This is a genomic window from Streptomyces sp. NPDC005722 (assembly GCF_040630935.1).
Lineage (GTDB): Bacteria > Actinomycetota > Actinomycetes > Streptomycetales > Streptomycetaceae > Actinacidiphila.
The window spans coordinates 1-18923 of record NZ_JBEXYN010000037.1 but is presented as its reverse complement, the minus strand read 5'-3'; the positions used below and the strand labels follow the sequence as shown (position 1 = coordinate 18923).

The window sequence follows — 18923 nt, the reverse complement described above, 5'->3', positions numbered from 1 at the left end:
GGCCCCGGCGCCGACACCTTGGTGCTTGAGGGTGCCCTGCCCGCTGACGACACTGGCAGGAGACGAGGAGAGGAAGGTCCGCCGTGACCGACAAGCACATCACGCACTGGATCGCCGGACAGTCGTGGACCGGCACCACGGAGCGGCACGGGGACGTGTACGACCCCGCCACCGGGGCCGTGACCGGGCGGGTGGACTTCGCGTCGAACGCCGAGGTCGACCAGGCCGTCGGCGCTGCGGCCGCCGCGTTCAAGGAGTGGCGCCACGCCTCGGTGGCCAAGCGCAGCACGGTGCTCTTCGCCTTCCGCGAGCTGCTCAACGCCAAGCGCGAGGAGCTGGCCGCGATCATCGTCTCCGAGCACGGCAAGGTGCACTCCGACGCGCTCGGCGAGATCGCCCGCGGCCTGGAGGTCGTCGAGTACGCCTGCGGCATCCCGCAGCTGATCAAGGGCGGCTTCACCGAGCAGGCCTCGACCGGCATCGACGTCTACTCGATCCGCCAGCCGCTCGGCCCGGTCGCGATCATCTCGCCCTTCAACTTCCCGGCGATGGTGCCGATGTGGTTCTTCCCCATCGCCATCGCCGCGGGCAACACCGTCGTCGTCAAGCCCTCCGAGAAGGACCCGTCCGCCGCCAACTTCCTCGCGGAGCTGTGGAAGCAGGCCGGTCTGCCGGACGGCGTCTTCAACGTCGTGCACGGCGACAAGGTCGCCGTCGACCGCCTCTTGGAGCACCCGGACGTCAAGTCCGTCTCCTTCGTCGGCTCCACCCCGATCGCGCGCTACGTCTACGAGACCGGCACCCGCTACGGCAAGCGCGTCCAGGCCCTGGGCGGCGCCAAGAACCACATGCTGGTGCTCCCGGACGCGGACCTGGACCTCGCCGCCGACGCCGCCGTCAACGCCGGGTTCGGCGCGGCCGGCGAGCGCTGCATGGCGGTGTCCGTCCTGGTCGTCGTCGACCCGATCGGCGACACCCTGGTCGAGAAGATCAAGGAGCGGATGTCCGGCCTCACGGTCGGCCCCGGCTGCAGCGCCGCCTCCGAGATGGGCCCGCTGGTGACCGGCGCCCACCGCGACAAGGTGACGTCCTACCTCGACGCGGGCCTCGCCGACGGCGCGACCCTCGCCGTGGACGGCCGTACCCACGCCGTCAGCGGCGAGGACACCGAGGGCGGCTTCTGGCTCGGCCCGACCCTCTTCGACGACGTCAAGCCCGGCATGTCGGTCTACAACGACGAGATCTTCGGCCCGGTGCTGTCCGTGGTGCGCGTGGGCTCGTACGACGAGGGCCTGGAGCTGATCAACTCCAACCCGTACGGCAACGGCACGGCCATCTTCACCAACGACGGCGGCGCCGCCCGCCGCTTCCAGCACGACGTCGAGGTCGGCATGGTCGGCATCAACGTGCCGATCCCGGTGCCCGTGGCGTACTACTCCTTCGGCGGCTGGAAGGCCTCGCTCTTCGGCGACACGCACGCCTACGGCCCGGACGGCGTCCACTTCTTCACCCGCGGCAAGGCCGTCACCCAGCGGTGGCTCGACCCGAGCCACGGCGGCATCAACCTCGGTTTCCCGACCAACAACTGACACCCCGCTCCGAGGCCCGCCGACCCGCGCTTGCGCGGTCGGCGGGCCTCGCCCGTCCGGGTGGGACGCTCACGCGTCCGTCGGCGGGTCGCCGACCTCGGGCAGGTGCGCGGCGAGGTGGCGCAGGTACGCGCCGGCGTCGGCACGGTAGTCCTCGGCGCCCCGCGCCTTGGCCAGATCGAGGACGACGAACATGTTCAGGTTGAGGAGCCCGGCGACCATGCGCATCCGTTCCGCGCCGTCGAGACCCTCGACCACGCCGGCGATGTGCCTGGCGGCCCCCTCCCGGTCGTCCTCCAGCCACAGCGTGAGGAACTCGATCGCGAGGCGGGTCGCCTCTTCCGCTTTGCTCGGTTCGGTCATGTGGGGAGGGTAAGCCGCCGCGCCCGCGGTCGGTGCCGGTCACCCGGGCCGGCGGCTCAGCGCGCTGGGTGATGACGTCCCGACCGGCGACCGACCGCCAGGGCGGCGCCCGCGAGCAGGGCGCCGCACAGCAGCCAGCTCCCCACGACGTCGAGCGGCCAGTGGTAGCCGCAGCGGACCAGGGCGACCCCCACCGCGGCATCGAGCAGCACGACGGCGGCGACCACCAGCCGCCGTGCAGCGGTGCGCACCAGCCACGGCAGCAGCAGGAGCACGGCGCCGCCGTACGCGGCGGCCGCCGTCGCCGTGTGGCCCGAGGGGTAGAGCCCCGGATACCCGGGGGACAGGGTCAGCGAACCGGGGCCGGCCCGGCCGATCAGCGGCTTGACCAGGGCGACCAGCAGCGGCGCGACGACCATCACGAGCGCGTACGCCAGCGGCGGCGGCCAGGGGCGGGACAGCCCGTACCGCCGGGCGCGCCAGGTGGTCCAGACCATCGCAAGCAGCAGCACGGGCACGGCGACCCGCCAGTCGCCCAGGTCGGCGAGGAACTGCGACACGGAACGGTCCGCGGGGTGGGGGGAGGGTCCCGCGAGGGTGGCACGCACCGGTCCGTCCAGGGCCAGCAGGCGCCCTCGTATTGCCTCCTGCCAGGTCAGCAGTCCGAAGAGCGCCGTGCACACCACGGCCACCAGAGAAGTTGGCCGCCCCGGAACAGGGGGGAGAGTTCCGGGGCGGCCAGAACGATCGCCGTACCGCCCGCCCCGGGGGGTTTGGGGCAAGCGGCCGACCGATCGGCGAGGATTGCCGGAGCCTTCGGCTTCGGCGCTGTGCGCGAGGGCACTGCTGTGCCGGTGATGGGGAGTCACCGGCAAAGTGTCGCCCGCGGACTTCCGCAGACGGGGTGTTTCTTCCAACTGCCGAAACCGTACGTCACCGTGGGGCCGCCGGGCAGGGGTTGCACCCTCCCGCCATCAGGCCCGCACACCTTCTTCACGCTGTGTGCCGTACGCGCCCGGTCACCGGCGAAGCACCTGGTCACAGCCGGGCGAGCGCGCCCTCGATGATGTCCAGGCCCTCGTTCAGCAGGTCCTCCCCGATCACCAGCGGCGGCAGGAAGCGCAGCACGTTGCCGTAGGTGCCACAGGTCAGGACCACCAGGCCCTCGGCGTGGCAGGCCTTGGCCACGGCGGCGGTGGCGGCGGCGTTCGGGGTCTTGGTCCCCGGCTCCACCAGCTCGATCGCGATCATGGCGCCGCGGCCCCGGACGTCACCGATGACCTCGAACTTCTCCTGCATGCCGCGCAGCCGGCCGAGCATGATCCCGCCGATGCGGCGCGCCCTGGCGTTGAGGTCCTGCTCCTTCATCGTCTCGATGGCGCCCAGCGCACCGGCGCACGCCACCGGGTTGCCGCCGTAGGTGCCGCCCAGGCCGCCGGAGTGCGCGGCGTCCATGATCTCCGCGCGGCCGGTCACCGCGGCCAGCGGCAGACCGCCGGCGATGCCCTTGGCGGTGGTGATGAGGTCCGGGACGATGCCCTCGTCCTCGCAGGCGAACCACTGGCCGGTGCGGCAGAAGCCGGTCTGGATCTCGTCCGCGACGAAGACGATGCCGTTCTCCCGCGCGAACTCCACCAGCTTGGGGAGGAAGCCCTTGGCCGGCTCGATGAAGCCGCCCTCGCCCTGGATCGGCTCGATCACGATCGCGGCCACGTTCTCCGCCCCGACCTGCTTGGTGATCATGTCGATCGCCTGGGCCGCCGCCTCCTCCGCGCAGTTCTCCGGGCCGGTCAGCCAGCGGTAGGGGTAGGCCAGCGGCATCCGGTAGACCTCGGGCGCGAACGGGCCGAACGAGTGCTTGTACGGCATGTTCTTCGCCGTCAGCGCCATCGTGAGGTTGGTGCGGCCGTGGTAGCCGTGGTCGAAGACGACCACGGCCTGGCGCTTGGTGTACGCGCGGGCGATCTTCACCGCGTTCTCGACGGCCTCGGCACCCGAGTTGAACAGCGCGGTGCGCTTCTCGTGGTCGCCCGGGGTCAGCTCGTTGAGGGCCTCGGCGACCTCCACGTAACCCTCGTACGGCGTCACCATGAAACAGGTGTGGGTGAAGTCGGCCAGCTGCGCCGACGCGCGGCGCACGACCGCCTCGGCGCTGTTGCCGACCGAGGTCACCGCGATGCCGGAACCGAAGTCGATCAGGGAGTTGCCGTCCACGTCCTGCAGCACGCCGCCGCCGGCGCGGGTGACGAAGACGGGCAGGGTCACGCCGACGCCGCTCATGACCGCCGCCGTCTTGCGCGCCAGCAGCTCCTGCGACTTGGGGCCGGGGATCGGGGTGACGAGTCGACGCTCCTGGGCCAGATCGGTCATGGCGGACGTACTCCTTCGAACCGTGGTCTTTCCTCGCAGGCTAAGCCCGTACGGCGGAGCCCCGCACACTCCGATAGGGCGCACTGCGGAACGCCTCTTCGACGTGACGGACATGAGCGTGCCAAGATCCTTCAGACTGCGGTGGCCGCTCGACTACATTGAGTGCGGACCTGCGAGGGGTGGCACACGCGATGGAACGCGACGGTACGCACGAGAAGCCCGCGGCGCCTCCGCCCGGGGGCTCCGGCCCGCAACCGGGCCCGCCGCCGGTACCCGGTGCCCGGCCGATGCCGGACGCCCCGCCCGCGCACGCCGGGCCCCCCGTGCCCGGCGCCCGGCCCGGCCCCGCCGGCCCCGGCCGCGCGCCCAGGGCCGTCCCGGCCACGCCCCCGCTGCCCCCCGGGCCCCCGCCGCAGCCCGCCACCCGCCCGGACACCGGCACGTGGCGCGCCCCCGCCGAGTCCGCGCCGTCCGCCACCCCGGACGGCTCCGGCCTCCTCGCCTGGCTGCGGGCCCCGCGCCCCGCCGCCGCCCCCGGCGTCTGGCGGCTCGGCCACCGCCCCCGTCCCGCCGCCGACCCGGACGCCGTGCCGGGCCGCCAGCTCGTCGCCGGCGCCCTGATCTCCTTCCTCGGCGGATGGCTGCTGTGGTCCCTGCTGTGGAACGGCTACCTCGGCAGCTACTGGCTCTGGCCGCTGCTCGCCCTGACCCCCGAGTCCTGGCGGCAGGCGGGCGGCAACCAGACCGCCTACCTGTGGGCCTCGTACCTCTACTACGCGCTCATCGGCGGCGCCCTGCTGGTGTTCTTCGCCCGTGTCGGACGCTGGGCCGAACTGTGGCGCCGCTCCATCAGCGCGCCGCTGCGGCGTGCGCGCGAGGAGGAGCGGGCGGCCACCGGCCGTGAACCCGCCGACCCCGCCCAGGACCCCGCCGCCTTCCCCGAGCTCCGCCGCGGCGGCGCCGCCGACGCCGCGGACCGGCTCGCCGAGGACGCCCGTTCCGGGCTGATGAACGACGTCGACTTCGCCCGCCTCGCCCGAGCCTGGCAGTCCGTACGTTCCGAGCCCGGCCGGCTCACCGCCTTCACCGACACGGTCCTGCGCTACGGCGCCGCCGCCTGCGCCCACCCGTCCGGCGCCCGCGACCTGCCCGCCCGCACCGCCCGGCACGACCTGCTGGCCGGCCAGGTCCGCATCGGCGCCGCCTCCGAGGACGAGCGCAACCCCCGCACCCACCGCGGCGCCGGCTACGCCCTCGACCCGTCCGTCCTCGGCACGTCCCTGCTGGCCGTCGGACCGCCCGGCTCCGGCAAGACCGTGCGCTTCGTGCGGCCCGCGCTGGAACTCATGTGCCTGCAGGCCCTCGCCGGGCGGGCCGCCGTCGTCGTGGTCGGCACCGACGGGGCACGGCTCGCGCCGGACGAGTCCTTCGACGTCGTCGTCAAGATCGGCCAACCCGACTCCGCGTACGACCTCGACCTGTACGGCGGCACCGCCGACCCCGACGAGGCCGCGGGCTTCCTCGCCGAGGCCCTCGTCGGGGACCTCGCCGCGGCGCTGCCCGGCGGCGACAGCCGCCGCGCCGCCACCGCCCTCGCCCAGCTCCTCGGGCCCTTCCACGCGGCCCACGGCCGTTTCCCCTCCGTCCCCGAACTGCGCGAGCTCCTCGACGGCACCGCGTCGGCCCTCGCCGCACTGCGCTCCGCCCTGCAGGCCCGCGGCGCCGCCGCCCAGGGGCAGCTGCGCGAACTCGACGCCCGCGAACGGCAGTCCGCCCGGGCCGGCGACGCGGGCCCCCTGCTCGCAGACCGCATCGCGCTGCTCGACCGGCCCGCGTTCGCCGGGTTCTTCGACACCACGGGCGGCAGCCACCCCTTCTCCCTGCGCGGCCTCGAACACCCCCTGCGGGTCCGCATCGACCTCCCGGAACGGGGCCACACCGAGGTCTCCCGGATGCTGGCGCGGCTCGTCCTCGCCCAGTTCGCCGAGTGCGCCGCCGCCCGGCGGGACCGCTCCCTGTTCGCCTGCCTCGTCCTCGACGACGCCTCCCACACCGTGACCGCGGAGTCCGTGCGGGGCCTGCAGCGCATGCGCTCCGCCAACGCCGGCGCGGTGCTCACGCTGCGCACGCTGGACGACGTCCCCGAAGCGCTCCGGGGCGCCCTGCTGGGTGCCGTCGGCTGCCGGGCGGCGCTCGCCGGGCTCACCGCCTGGGACGGCGCCCGGTTCGCGGAGGTGTGGGGCAAGGAGTGGGTGGACGTCCACGACGTCACCAACCGTCAGATCATCGCGGACGAACCGCTCACTCGGGTGTTGCACGCCGTGCGGCGGCTCGTCACGGGGAAGGCGGTCACGGCGGAGTCGGTGACGGTGCGGCGGGTCGAGCGCGAGCGGTGGTCCGCGTCGGACCTCGCGCACGCGGTTCCCGCGGGGCACGCCGTGGTTTCCCTCACGGCGGTCGACGGGGAACATGCGGCCCCGGTGCTCGTGGATCTGCGGGCCTGAGGTCGTCTTTCCGGCCCGGGGTCGCGTGTGCGCGGGTGCGTCGTGGTTTCTGTTGGGGGCTTTTCCCGCCCTCCCTCCCGATTGCCCGGCGCGGTTGGTGCGGGGCTCGCTCTGTGGGTTGGTGGGCCGGGGGCGGGGCCTCCGGGGTGGGCATTCTGTACCGCATATTTATGTGCATGGCGGGGAGCACTTGTTCTTGCCGTCTGTGCCGCACATCAAATACACGTCAGCGTCCAGAACGCCCACCCCTACGACCCCACCCCCTCCCTATCGACAGCGACCAACGGCCGGTGGGTGGTCACAAGGCGGTCCGGGGCACCGCACCTGTCCGACGCACCCCCAACGGGACACCCTGCGCCCGCACAACAAATGGGGAGGGGTGTGGCGGGGCGTTCCCCCTGTCCGAAAGCCGGGGGAACGAGCGGCGGACCCGTGCCGAATGATGCGGGCTGGAACTACGGGGCCGCGGGGTCAGCGAGCGGTGCGGGGCGCCCCGGATTGCCTTCTGACCCTCCACCGGCCGTTGTGCGCCCATGCGACGGGAGGGGGTGTGTCGGGGTGCGCCCGGAAACGACGAGCGGCGGACCCGGCGCGGAATGATGTGGGGGTAGACCGCGAGCGTTGAGGACGTGCGCCGGCGCGGCGCCGACCCCACAACGAGGTGCGAGGCCCGCACCAATCGCGCCGGGCAATCGGGCGGGAGGGTGGGAGACAGCCCGCCGGCAGGCGGCAAACAGCCCGCACGTGAACGACCAGGTGGTCCGGCGCAGCCGCGCGCAGGCGCAAACAGCCCGCACGTGAACGACCAGGTGGTCCGGCGCAGCCGCGCGCAGGCGCAAACAGCCCGCACGCGAACAACCAGGTGGCCCGGCGTAGCCGCGTGCAGGCGCACACAACCCGCACGCGAACAACCAGGTGGCCCGGCGCAGTCGCGCGCAGGGGCACACAAACCGCGCACGACGAACGGCACGGCACCGCAGGTATACGGTGAGGCAGAATCGGAAGTGAACGCACTCCGAGATGGAGAAAAAGCCCGTGCCGCCCACGCTCGCCTCGCTGCTGCGGAACCCCGCCCTGAAGCTGGCCGCCCTCGCCGGAGGCGACCGCTTGGAGGAGGCCGCCGTCCGCTGGGTGCACACCAGCGAGCTGGACGACCCCGCCCCGTACCTGGAGGGCGGCGAGCTGCTGCTGACCACGGGCCTCAAGCTGGACGTCGGCTCGCCCGAGGCACTCGGCGCGTACGTGGCGCGCCTGGCCGGCGCCGGCGTCGTGGGCCTCGGGTTCGGCGTCGGGGTGAGCCACGACACCGTGCCGCAGGCGCTCGTGGACGCGGCGGCCGCGCACCGGCTGCCGTTGCTGGAGGTGCCGCACAGGACCCCGTTCATCGCGATCAGCAAGGCCGTCTCCGCGGAGATCGCCGCGGACCGGTACAAGGCGGTGACCGCGGGGTTCGAGGCGCAGCGCGAGCTGACCCGGGCGGCGCTCGCCCCGGACGGGACGACGGCGCTGCTGTCGCGGCTGGCGGCGCACCTGAACGGCTGGGCGGCGCTGTACGACGCGTCGGGCGCCGTGGTGGCCGCGGCGCCGGAGTGGGCGGGGCGGCGGGCGGCGCGGCTCGCCGGGGAGGTGGAGCGGCTGCGCGGCAGGCCCGCCCCGGCCAGCGCGGCGGTCGCGGGTCCGGCCGGCACGGAGGACCGCGTCGAGCTGCAGTCGCTGGGCACCGGCCGCCGCCCCCGCGGCTTCCTCGCGGTCGGCACGGAGGAGCGGCCGGACACCTCCGCCCGGTACCTCGTGCACGCCGCCGTGGCGCTGCTGACGTTGTCCCTGGAGCAGTCGCGGGCGCTGCAGGACACCCAGCAGCGGCTGGGCGCCGCGCTGCTGCGGATGCTGCTGGTCGGGGAGCCCGAGCACGCGCGCACCGTGGCGGGCCGGTTGTACGGGGGCCTGTTCGACGCTCCGGTGCGGGTGCTGGTCGCGGAACGCGCGGAGGCCGCGGGGGACGCGGTGGGGCTGCTGGCCGAACGGGTGGAGACGGCCGGGATGCGCGCCGCCGAGCCCGTGCTGGCGGTCCGTGACGAGGACCGGCTGACGGTGCTCGCGGCCGCGGACGGCGAGGTGACACGGGCCTGCGTGGCGGCGGTCGACGGGAGCGACGACCTGGTGGCCGGGCTGTCCGCCGCGGTGGGCACCGCGGGTGTCCCCGGTGCGCACGAGCAGGCCGAGCGGGCGCTGACGGTGGCCCGGCGGCGCGGCCGCAGTCTGGTCGAGCACGACGAGGTCGGCTCCGGCTCGATGCTGCCGCTGCTGGGCGACGACGCCGTACGGGCCTTCGCCGAGGGCCTGTTGCGGCCGCTGCGCGAGCACGACGCCACCGCCCGGGGTGATCTGGTCGCGTCGCTGCGGGCGTGGCTGTCGCGGCACGGGCAGTGGGACGCCGCCGCGGCGGACCTGGGCGTCCACCGGCACACCCTGCGCTACCGGATGCGGCGCGTGGAGGAGATCCTCGGGCGTTCGCTGGACGACCCGGACGTCCGCATGGAGCTGTGGCTGGCGCTCAAGTCCGGTGGCTGAGCCCGTCCCGCCAAAACGTCATATCGGCCCGGGCCCGTAGGACGCACTGGACAAGACCGGCCGGGTGCCGCCCGCCCTACGGTGGTCCGCATGAGCACCCCCACCGCCTTCTGGCTCGCCGGCCGCCCCGCCACCGGCGAGGACACCTTCGATGTCGTGAACCCGTACGACGGCAGCGTCGTGGCTTCCGTCGGCGTGCCGACGCCCGCCCAGGTGGAGGAGGCCGTCGCCGCGGCGAAGGCCGTCGAGGCGGAGTTCGCCGCGACCCCCGCACACGTGCGGGCCGCCGCCCTGGACCACGTGTCCAAGCGGCTGGCCGAGCGCGCCGAGGAGATCGCCCGGCTGATCACCGCGGAGAACGGCAAGCCGGTCAAGTGGGCCCGCGGCGAGGTCGGCCGCGCCGTGTCCGTCTTCCGCTGGGCTGCGGAGGAGGCCCGCCGCTTCAACAGCGGTGAGGCCCAGCGCCTGGACACCGACGCGGGCGGCACCGGCCGCCTGGCGCTGACCCGGCGCTTCCCGCGCGGCAGCGTGCTCGGCATCGCGCCGTTCAACTTCCCGCTGAACCTGGTGGCCCACAAGGTGGCCCCGGCGATCGCGGTGGGCACCCCGATCATCCTGAAGCCGGCCCCGGCGACCCCGCTGTCCGCGCTGCTCCTCGGCGAGATCCTGGCCGAGACGGACCTGCCGGCCGGCTCGTGGAGCGTGCTGACCGTCCCCAACGACCGCATGCCCGCCCTGGTGCGGGACGAGCGGCTGCCCGTCATCTCCTTCACCGGTTCCGACCGGGTCGGCTACCAGATCATGGACTCGGTGCCGCGCAAGCACATCACCCTGGAGCTGGGCGGCAACGCCGCGGCCGTCGTCCTGGCCGACTGGTCCTCGGAGGAGGACCTGGAGTGGGCGGCGAACCGCATCGCCACCTTCGCCAACTACCAGGGCGGCCAGTCCTGCATCTCGGTGCAGCGGGTCGTCGCCGACGCCTCGGTGTACGACCGGCTCGTGGAGAAGGTCGTCGCCAAGGTCCGTGCGCAGGTCACCGGCGACCCCGCGGACGACGCCACCGACGTCGGCCCGCTCGTCGACGGCAACGCCGCCGCGCGCGTCGAGTCCTGGGTCGACGACGCGCTCGCCAAGGGCGCGAAGCTGCTGACCGGCGGCCGGCGCGACGGCGCCGCCTACGAGCCGACCGTGCTCGCCGACCTCCCCGCGGACGCGATCATCGCCACCGAGGAGGTCTTCGGCCCGGTCCTGTCCCTGCACAGGGTGGACGGTGCCGACGAGGCCTTCGCGGTCGTCAACGACTCCCGGTTCGGGCTGCAGTGCGGTGTGTTCACGCACGACCTGCAGACCGCGTTCCGCGCCCACCGCGAGCTGGAGGTCGGCGGCGTCGTCATCGGTGACGCCCCCTCCTACCGCGCGGACCAGATGCCGTACGGCGGCGTCAAGGATTCCGGCGTAGGCCGTGAGGGCGTCAAGTACGCCATGGACGACTACACGTACGAGCGGGTCCTGGTCCTGACCGGTCTCGCCCTGTAGTCCGAACGGCAGGAGCCACCTTTTCCAGCGGCCGGGGCGCATGTGCGGTGCGTCCCGGCCGCGCTGTGCGTGTTGTCGGCATGGGCACGTAAAGTGACCCTCTCGTGAACGGCGCCGGGGAGGCGCCAGGGAGGGGAAACGCAAGGTGGCAACGTATGCGGTGGTCTGCACGGCGGAGGCCGGGGCGACCGCGGAGGCCGTGGCCGCGGGGCCGGTCGGCGGCTGGGTCGTCGGGGGCGAGGGCGGTACGGGGGTGCTGTTCGACGCGCCGGTGACCGAGGGCGAGGGCATCGGGATCGGCGACGTGGTGCCGGCCGGCCGTGAGCTGGCCCGGCGGCTGGAGGTGCCGGCCCTCGTGCTGGTGGCGACGCCGCAGGTCGCGTACGCGGTGTTCGTGCGCCCGGACGGCGAGGGCAGCCAGAGCATGGTGTGGGCGGCGGACTGGGAGCCGCCCACCGACCCGCAGGAGTACGCCGAGCACCGCGCCCAGTGGGACGAGCAGGCGGCACGCTGCGCGCAGTGGTTCCGCCGTCCCGAGGCGGCCGCCGCCCTGGCCGAGGTCCGCAACGACCCGCGCCCCGGCGAGGTGAAGCCGGGTCCTGAGGACTTGCTGCGTCAGGTGTGCGCGGCACTCGGCGTCCCGTCCACGACGGTCGGCGTCTCCTCGCTGACCAGCCCGGACGGCGTCGCCGACGACGGGGTGCCCCAGGACGCGGTGCGCGCCGAGGCCGCGCCGCCCGCCGGATCCGAGCCGGCCGCGGCGGGCAGCTCCACGCTGCGCGCCGTACGCGCCCTGGTGCTGCTCGCGGGCTTCTACCTGCTGGGCGTGGTGCTGCTCGCGGTGCTGGCCGGGATCGACGTCCTGGTCGCCTCGTGGGGCGTGGGCGGACTGACCGGCAAGGTCGCCCTCGTCAGCGTCGTCCTCGCCATCCCCATCGTCCGCGGCATGTTCATGCTGCGCCGCCCCCAGGACGACGGCCCGTCCGGCGTCCCCGTCACCGATGCGCAGCAGCCCGAGCTGTGGGCGGCCGTCCGCGACCTCGCGGCGCGCTACGGCACCCGCGCCCCGGACGAGATCGTCCTCGTCGGCGAGGTCAACGCCGCCGTGTCCGAGAAGTCCCGGCTGCTCGGCCTGCTCGGCGGCCGCCGCCGCATGTACATCGGTGTCCCCCTGCTCGCCGGGCTGACCGAGCGCCAGCTGCACGCCGTCCTCACCCACGAGCTCGGCCACTACGGCAACAGCGACACCCGGCTGTCCGCCATCACCCTGCGCGGCCAGGAGCGCATGCTGCGCACCATCGCCCACTTCGAGGAGCGCGCCGCCAGCGCCCAGGGCCGCGAACAGGCCCGCCAGGAGGACAAGGCCGCCAAGGCCCTGGCCAAGGGCCGCAAGGCCAAGGAGGTCGACGCCTCGGGCGCCGGTGTCACCTACCGCGCCATGGCGGCGATCTACACGGCCTACGCCAAGTTCTACCTCCGCGCCTCGCACAGCGTCGGCCGCGCCCAGGAGCTCGCCGCCGACCAGGCCGCCGTACGCCTCGCCGGGCGTGACGCCACCGCCTCCGCGCTGCGCGAGATCCCGGTCCTGGACGCCGCCTTCGACCACTACATGCGGCAGTACGCCGCCTTCGGCGCCGCGGCCCGGCTGCTGCCGCCCGCCGGGGAGGTCTACGGCGGCCTGCCCCGCTTCCTGACCGACCCCGCGCGCCGCGCGGAGCTGGACCGGCTGCGGGCCCGGCTGCCGCGCGAGCAGCGCTCCCCGTACGACTCCCACCCCCCGATCGCCGAGCGCGTCCGCTTCGTCGAGGCGGCGCACGCCGACGGCCCGCAGGCGCCGGCCGCCGGGCAGGACCGCCCGGCCATGGAGCTGCTGCACGACCGGGACCAGGTGCTGATCGCCCTGGAAGCGGCCACCCTCAGCCCGGAGAGCCAGGCGTTCACCCGAGTGGAGTGGAGCGCGCTGGCGGATCCGGCGGTGCGTCTGGTGCTCGCCGAGAGCGCCGCGCCGATGCGCGTCGCGCTGTCGGCCGCGGGCACCGAGCCGACCGTGGCGGCCCTGCTCGACGCCGCCGACCAGGGCCGCCTGCCGGCCCTGGCGCAGGGGCTGCCCGAGGGCGCGCTGCACGCGGGAGTCGCCGCCCTCGCCGGTCTCGCGCTGGCGGAATCCGGCGCGGCCCGCTGGGAACTGACATGGGATCAGGGGGTGCGGCTGGTGCTGGCCGACGGCACCGACGAGTCGGAGTTCGGCTCCGCGGTCGACGCCCTCGCCGACCCCGTCACCGAGGGCGGCTCCGCCCCCGACACCGCCCCCCTGCGCAAGCTGCTCGCGTCGGCCTGAACCGCCGTCGGAAAGGTCACCGGCCCTCCGCACCCCGTGCGCGAGGGCTGGTGACCATGCCGGAACCGGGGTACTAACGAACAAGTAGCACCGGTCGGTAACCGACGCGAGGTGACGCCCCCATGTCCGCAGCATCCGCCCGCCCCACCGTTTCCGAACGCGAAGCGCGCCAGGTCGCAGAGGCCGCCCGCGAACAGGAATGGCGAAAGCCGAGCTTCGCCAAGGAACTGTTCCTGGGCCGCTTCCGGCTCGACCTGATCCATCCCCACCCCACACCGTCGACCGAGCAGGTCCAGCGCGGCGAGGAGTTCCTGGCCAAGCTGCGCGACTTCGTCGAGACGAAGGTGGACGGGGCCCTGATCGAGCGTGAGGCGAGGATCCCCGACGAGGTCATCACCGGGCTCAAGGAGCTCGGCGCCCTCGGCATGAAGATCGACCCCAAGTACGGCGGCCTCGGCCTCACCCAGGTGTACTACAACAAGGCGCTCGCCCTCGTCGGCTCCGCCAGCCCCGCGATCGGCGTGCTGCTCTCCGCGCACCAGTCGATCGGCGTGCCCCAGCCGCTGAAGCTGTTCGGCACCCCGGAGCAGAAGGAGCGGTTCCTGCCGCGCTGCGCCCGCACCGACATCTCGGCCTTCCTGCTCACCGAGCCCGACGTGGGGTCCGACCCCGCGCGCCTGGCGACCACGGCCGTCCCCGACGGGGACTCCTACGTCCTCGACGGCGTGAAGCTGTGGACCACCAACGGCGTCGTCGCCGACCTGCTGGTCGTCATGGCTCGGGTGCCGAAGAGCGACGGCCACAAGGGCGGCATCACCGCCTTCGTCGTCGAGGCCGGCTCCGAGGGCATCACCGTCGAGAACCGCAACTCCTTCATGGGGCTGCGCGGCATCGAGAACGGCGTCACCCGCTTCCACCAGGTACGCGTCCCCGCCGAGAACCGCGTGGGTCCCGAGGGCTCCGGGCTGAAGATCGCCCTGACCACCCTCAACACCGGCCGCCTCTCGCTGCCCGCGTCCTGCGTCGCGGCCGGCAAGTGGTGCCTGAAGATCGCCCGCGAGTGGTCGGCCGCCCGCGAGCAGTGGGGCCGGCCGGTCGCCCGCCACGAGGCCGTCGGCGCGAAGATCTCCTTCATCGCGGCGACCACCTTCGCGCTCGAGGCCGTCATGGAGCTGTCCAGCCAGATGGCCGACGAGGACCGCAACGACATCCGCATCGAGGGCGCGCTGGCCAAGCTCATCGCCTCCGAGATGAGCTGGACCATGGCCGACGAACTCGTCCAGATCCGCGGCGGCCGCGGCTTCGAGACCGCCGAGTCCCTCGCCGCCCGCGGCGAACGGGGCGTCCCGGCCGAGCAGTTGCTGCGCGACCTGCGCATCAACCGGATCTTCGAGGGCTCCACGGAGATCATGCACCTGCTGATCGCCCGTGAGGCCGTCGACGCCCACCTGTCCGTCGCGGGTGACCTCATCGACCCCGACAAGGCGCTCGGCGACAAGGCCAAGGCCGGCATGAAGGCGGGCGGCTTCTACGCCCGCTGGCTGCCGAAGCTGGTGGCCGGCCCCGGCCAGATCCCCGGTACGTACGCGGCCTTCCACCCGGCGGGCCACCCCGACCTCGCCGCCCACCTGCGCTACGTCGAGCGCAACTCCCGCAAGCTCGCCCGCTCCACCTTCTACGCCATGTCGCGCTGGCAGGGCCGGATGGAGACCAAGCAGGGCTTCCTGGGCCGCGTCGTCGACATCGGCGCGGAGCTGTTCGCCATGAGCGCCGCCTGTGTCCGCGCCGAGATGCTCCGCAACCGCGGCGAGAACGGACGCGAGGCCTACCAGCTCGCCGACGCCTTCTGCCGCCAGTCGCGGATCCGCGTCGAGGAGCTCTTCGGCCGGCTGTGGACCAACACCGACGCCATCGACCGCAAGGTCGTCGACGGGGTCCTCGGCGGCGCGTACACCTGGCTCGAGTCCGGCATCGTCGACCCCTCCAGCGACGGTCCGTGGATCGCCGACACCACACCGGGCGCCTCCGGCAAGGAGAACGTCCACCGGCCGATCCGCTGACCGGACGAGGTGCGCGCCCCCGGCGCGCGGGGCACCGCCTTCACGGAGGCGGTGCCCCCGCCGTGCCGGCGACCCGACACAATGGGGGGATGACGGACTCTCTCGCCGACCCCCACCTGCGGCTGCCCGGACCGGACGCAGCCGGCGGCGCCCACGACGGACCCCGCGACATCGTCGTCCTGGGCTCGACCGGATCGATCGGCACCCAGGCCATCGACGTCGTCCTGCGCAACCCCGACCGCTTCCGGGTGGTGGCCCTGTCCGCCGCCGGCGGCCGGGTCGGGCTCCTCGCCGACCAGGCGCTGCAGCTCGGCGTCTCCGCCGTCGCCGTCGCGGACGAGGACGCGGAGGGCCCGCTGCGGGAGGCGCTGGCCGAGCGCTACGGCACCGGGCCGCTGCCGGAGATCCTGGTCGGCCCGGACGCCGCGACCGAGCTGGCCGGCCGTCCGTGCCACTCCGTCCTGAACGGCATCACCGGCTCGATCGGCCTGCGCCCCACGCTGGCTGCGCTGGAGGCGGGGCGGATCCTGATCCTCGCCAACAAGGAGTCGCTGATCGTCGGCGGCCCCCTGGTGAAGGCCGTGGCGAAGCCGGGCCAGATCGTGCCCGTCGACTCCGAGCACTCCGCGCTGTTCCAGGCCCTCATGGGCGGCTCCCGCGCCGAGGTCCGCAAGCTCGTCGTGACCGCCTCCGGAGGTCCCTTCCGCGGCCGGGGCAAGGAGGAACTGGCCGGGGTCACCCCCGAGCAGGCGCTGGCCCACCCCACCTGGGACATGGGCCCGGTGGTGACGATCAACTCGGCCACCCTGGTGAACAAGGGCCTGGAGGTCATCGAGGCCCACCTGCTCTACGACATTCCCTTCGACCGCATTGAGGTCGTCGTCCACCCGCAGTCGTATATCCACTCGATGGTGGAATTCACTGACGGCTCCACGCTGGCCCAGGTCAGCCCGCCCGACATGCGGATGCCGATCTCGCTGGGCCTCGGCTGGCCCGAGCGGGTGCCCGACGCCGCGCCCGGGTGCGACTGGACCAAGGCGGCCACGTGGACCTTCTTCCCGCTGGACGACGAGGCGTTCCCGGCGGTGGCGCTCGCGCGCCACGTCGGTAGCCTCGGGGGTACCGCCCCCGCGGTGTTCAACGCGGCCAACGAGGAGTGCGTGGCCGCGTTCCTCGCGGGCACGCTGCCCTTCACGGGCATCGTGGACACCGTCGCAAGGGTGGTGCAGGAGCACGGCACTCCCGCCGAAGGAACCTCCCTCACCGTGGAGGACGTCCTGGAGGCGGAGGACTGGGCGCGGGCCCGCGCCCGGGAACTGGCTGCGGAACAGGCGACAACGGAGGCGGCACACGTATGACGGGACTCATGTGGGTACTGGGGATCGCCGTCTTCGCGGTCGGTCTCCTCGTCTCCATCGCCTGGCACGAACTGGGTCACCTCTCCACGGCCAAGCTGTTCAAGATCCGGGTGCCGCAGTACATGGTCGGCTTCGGGCCGACCATCTGGTCGCGCCACAAGGGTGAGACCGAGTACGGCGTCAAGGCGATCCCGCTGGGCGGCTACATCCGCATGATCGGGATGTTCCCGCCCGGAGACGACGGCCGGATCGCCGCCCGCTCCACCTCGCCGTTCCGCGGCATGATCGAGGACGCCCGCTCCGCGGCGTACGAGGAGCTCAAGCCCGGCGACGAGACCCGGATGTTCTACACGCGCAAGCCCTGGAAGCGCGTGATCGTCATGTTCGCCGGCCCGTTCATGAACCTGATCCTGGCCTTCGGCCTCTTCCTGGCGCTCTTCATGGGCTTCGGCCTCCCCACCCAGACCACGACGGTCGGCTCGGTCTCGGACTGCGTGATCCCCGCGTCCGACACCCAGGCCCTCAAGGCCAAGGACCCCTGCGCTCGCGGCGACTACCCGGCCGCTCCCGCCAAGGCGGCCGGCCTGCGGCAGCGCGACCGGATCGTGGCCTTCAACGGGGTGAAGGTCGACGACAGCCAGTGGACGGTGCTGCAGCAGCAGATCCGCAAGACGATCGGCCCCGCCACGATCACCGTCGTGCGCGACGGCAAGACCGTCGACCTGCACGCGAACCTCATCGCCAACAAGGTCGTCAAGACCGACGGGCACGGAGGCATCGTCAAGGACCAGTACGTTCAGGCCGGATTCCTGGGCTTCACGCCCGCGGACGGCGTGGTGAGGCTGGACTTCGGACAGTCGATCGACCACATGGCCACCACGGCCGAGGAGGGCGCCCGTTCCCTCGCGGCGCTTCCCCGCAAGATCCCCGGCCTGTGGGACGCGGTCTTCAGCGGCGCCGAGCGGCAGCCCGACTCCCCGGTGGGCATGATCGGCGCGGCTCGTCTGGGTGGCGACATCTTCTCGCTGCCGCTTCCGGCCACCCAGAAGATCGCCACGATGGTCAACCTGCTCGCCGGGGTCAACCTGGCCCTCTTCCTGTTCAACATGCTTCCGCTGCTCCCGCTCGACGGCGGGCACATCGCGGGCGCCCTGTGGGAGTCCGTCAGGCGGAACATCGCCAAGGTCCTCCGCCGGGCCGACCCCGGCCCCTTCGACGTGGCGAAGCTGATGCCGGTCGCCTACGTCGTCGCCGGAATCTTCATCTGCTTCACGGCCCTGGTCATGGCCGCGGATCTCATCAATCCGGTGCGTTTGACATAGCGCGATGTCGGAGGCGTGGGTGGGGTGACGTAGTCTCGTTCAACGGAGCCCGCCCACGCCGCCGGGACCTCGATCCGCTTACTTTGGGGATGCCACGCACATGACCGCGATTTCGCTCGGGATGCCGTCCGTTCCGATCAAGCTCGCCGACCGCCGCAAGAGCCGCCAGATCCAGGTCGGGTCGGTCGCGGTCGGCGGCGACGCCCCGGTCTCCGTCCAGTCCATGACCACCACCGTCACGGCCGACATCGGCGCCACGCTGCAGCAGATCGCCGAGCTCACCGCGTCCGGCTGCCAGATCGTCCGCGTCGCCTGCCCCTCGCAGGACGACGCCGACGCCCTCGCCACCATCGCGCGGAAGTCGCAGATCCCGGTGATCGCGGACATCCACTTCCAGCCGAAGTACGTCTTCGCGGCGATCGACGCCGGCTGCGCCGCGGTGCGGGTGAACCCGGGCAACATCCGGCAGTTCGACGACAAGGTGAAGGAGATCGCCAAGGCGGCCTCCGACGCCGGCACCCCGATCCGGATCGGTGTGAACGCCGGGTCGCTGGACCGGCGGCTGCTGGAGAAGTACGGCAAGGCCACCCCCGAGGCGCTGGTGGAGTCGGCGCTGTGGGAGTGCTCGCTGTTCGAGGAGCACGGCTTCCGGGACATCAAGATCTCGGTGAAGCACAACGACCCGGTGGTGATGGTCAACGCGTACCGGCTGCTGGCGGCGCAGTGCGACTACCCGCTGCACCTGGGTGTGACCGAGGCGGGTCCGGCGTTCCAGGGCACGATCAAGTCGGCGGTGGCGTTCGGTGCGCTGCTGAGCGAGGGGATCGGTGACACGATCCGGGTGTCGCTGTCGGCGCCTCCGGCGGAGGAGGTCAAGGTCGGCATCCAGATCCTGGAGTCGCTGAACCTGCG

General features: G+C 73.2%; 12 protein-coding genes. 9 read left to right on the top strand and 3 right to left on the bottom strand.

Annotated features, from left to right (window positions below):
• Positions 1 to 83 precede the first annotated feature (83 nt).
• The gene (locus ABZ479_RS31205) at positions 84 to 1589 is read left to right on the top strand and encodes a CoA-acylating methylmalonate-semialdehyde dehydrogenase (RefSeq protein ID WP_500464696.1); all 1506 of its coding nucleotides are present in this window, start codon (positions 84 to 86) and stop codon (positions 1587 to 1589) included.
• Between the two features lie 69 nt (positions 1590 to 1658).
• On the opposite strand, the gene ABZ479_RS31200 is transcribed toward ABZ479_RS31205, so the two are convergent.
• The 3 genes from ABZ479_RS31200 to gabT all read right to left on the bottom strand — a co-directional run bounded on the left by ABZ479_RS31200 (position 1659) and on the right by gabT (position 4322).
• On the bottom strand, positions 1659 to 1952 hold the full coding sequence (locus ABZ479_RS31200; RefSeq protein WP_500464695.1) for a hypothetical protein: 294 nt from the start codon (positions 1950 to 1952) through the stop codon (positions 1659 to 1661).
• Between the two features lie 56 nt (positions 1953 to 2008).
• The gene (locus ABZ479_RS31195; RefSeq protein WP_500464694.1) at positions 2009 to 2638 is read right to left on the bottom strand and encodes a phosphatase PAP2 family protein; all 630 of its coding nucleotides are present in this window, start codon (positions 2636 to 2638) and stop codon (positions 2009 to 2011) included.
• 352 nt (positions 2639 to 2990) lie between these two features.
• Positions 2991 to 4322, bottom strand: coding sequence for a 4-aminobutyrate--2-oxoglutarate transaminase (gabT, locus tag ABZ479_RS31190; protein ID WP_500464693.1), 1332 nt, complete (start codon positions 4320 to 4322; stop codon positions 2991 to 2993).
• A gap of 287 nt (positions 4323 to 4609) precedes the next feature.
• Here gabT and ABZ479_RS31185 point away from each other — a divergent pair, with 287 nt between their 5' ends.
• From ABZ479_RS31185 to ispG, 8 genes are all read left to right on the top strand, one after another.
• Positions 4610 to 6826, top strand: coding sequence for an ATP-binding protein (locus ABZ479_RS31185; RefSeq protein ID WP_500464692.1), 2217 nt, complete (start codon positions 4610 to 4612; stop codon positions 6824 to 6826).
• A 1035-nt stretch (positions 6827 to 7861) separates the two neighbouring features.
• On the top strand, positions 7862 to 9397 hold the full coding sequence (locus ABZ479_RS31180) for a PucR family transcriptional regulator (protein WP_500464745.1): 1536 nt from the start codon (positions 7862 to 7864) through the stop codon (positions 9395 to 9397).
• Between the two features lie 90 nt (positions 9398 to 9487).
• The gene (locus ABZ479_RS31175; protein WP_500464691.1) at positions 9488 to 10933 is read left to right on the top strand and encodes an aldehyde dehydrogenase family protein; all 1446 of its coding nucleotides are present in this window, start codon (positions 9488 to 9490) and stop codon (positions 10931 to 10933) included.
• Positions 10934 to 11078: 145 nt separating this feature from the next.
• Positions 11079 to 13271, top strand: a complete 2193-nt coding sequence (locus ABZ479_RS31170; RefSeq protein ID WP_500464690.1) for a M48 family metalloprotease — start codon at positions 11079 to 11081, stop codon at positions 13269 to 13271.
• A 122-nt stretch (positions 13272 to 13393) separates the two neighbouring features.
• Positions 13394 to 15331 (top strand): acyl-CoA dehydrogenase family protein, encoded by a 1938-nt coding sequence (locus ABZ479_RS31165; protein ID WP_500464689.1) that lies wholly within the window; start codon positions 13394 to 13396, stop codon positions 15329 to 15331.
• An 89-nt stretch (positions 15332 to 15420) separates the two neighbouring features.
• Positions 15421 to 16689 (top strand): 1-deoxy-D-xylulose-5-phosphate reductoisomerase, encoded by a 1269-nt coding sequence (gene dxr / locus ABZ479_RS31160; RefSeq protein ID WP_500464688.1) that lies wholly within the window; start codon positions 15421 to 15423, stop codon positions 16687 to 16689.
• Positions 16686 to 18011 (top strand): M50 family metallopeptidase, encoded by a 1326-nt coding sequence (locus ABZ479_RS31155; RefSeq protein ID WP_500464687.1) that lies wholly within the window; start codon positions 16686 to 16688, stop codon positions 18009 to 18011. Before dxr ends, ABZ479_RS31155 begins: the two co-directional genes overlap by 4 nt.
• Before the next feature lie 100 nt (positions 18012 to 18111).
• On the top strand, positions 18112 to 18923 hold an 812-nt coding region (gene ispG, locus ABZ479_RS31150), incomplete at its 3' end, for a flavodoxin-dependent (E)-4-hydroxy-3-methylbut-2-enyl-diphosphate synthase (protein ID WP_500464686.1).

Coding starts and splice junctions, on each gene's coding strand:
- ABZ479_RS31175 (WP_500464691.1), top strand. CDS start 9,488: ATGAGCACCCCCACCGCCTTCTGGCTCGCCGGCCGCCCCGCCACCGGC.
- ABZ479_RS31200 (WP_500464695.1), bottom strand. CDS start 1,952: ATGACCGAACCGAGCAAAGCGGAAGAGGCGACCCGCCTCGCGATCGAG.
- gabT (WP_500464693.1), bottom strand. CDS start 4,322: ATGACCGATCTGGCCCAGGAGCGTCGACTCGTCACCCCGATCCCCGGC.
- ABZ479_RS31185 (WP_500464692.1), top strand. CDS start 4,610: ATGCCGGACGCCCCGCCCGCGCACGCCGGGCCCCCCGTGCCCGGCGCC.
- ABZ479_RS31155 (WP_500464687.1), top strand. CDS start 16,686: ATGACGGGACTCATGTGGGTACTGGGGATCGCCGTCTTCGCGGTCGGT.
- ABZ479_RS31165 (WP_500464689.1), top strand. CDS start 13,394: ATGTCCGCAGCATCCGCCCGCCCCACCGTTTCCGAACGCGAAGCGCGC.
- dxr (WP_500464688.1), top strand. CDS start 15,421: ATGACGGACTCTCTCGCCGACCCCCACCTGCGGCTGCCCGGACCGGAC.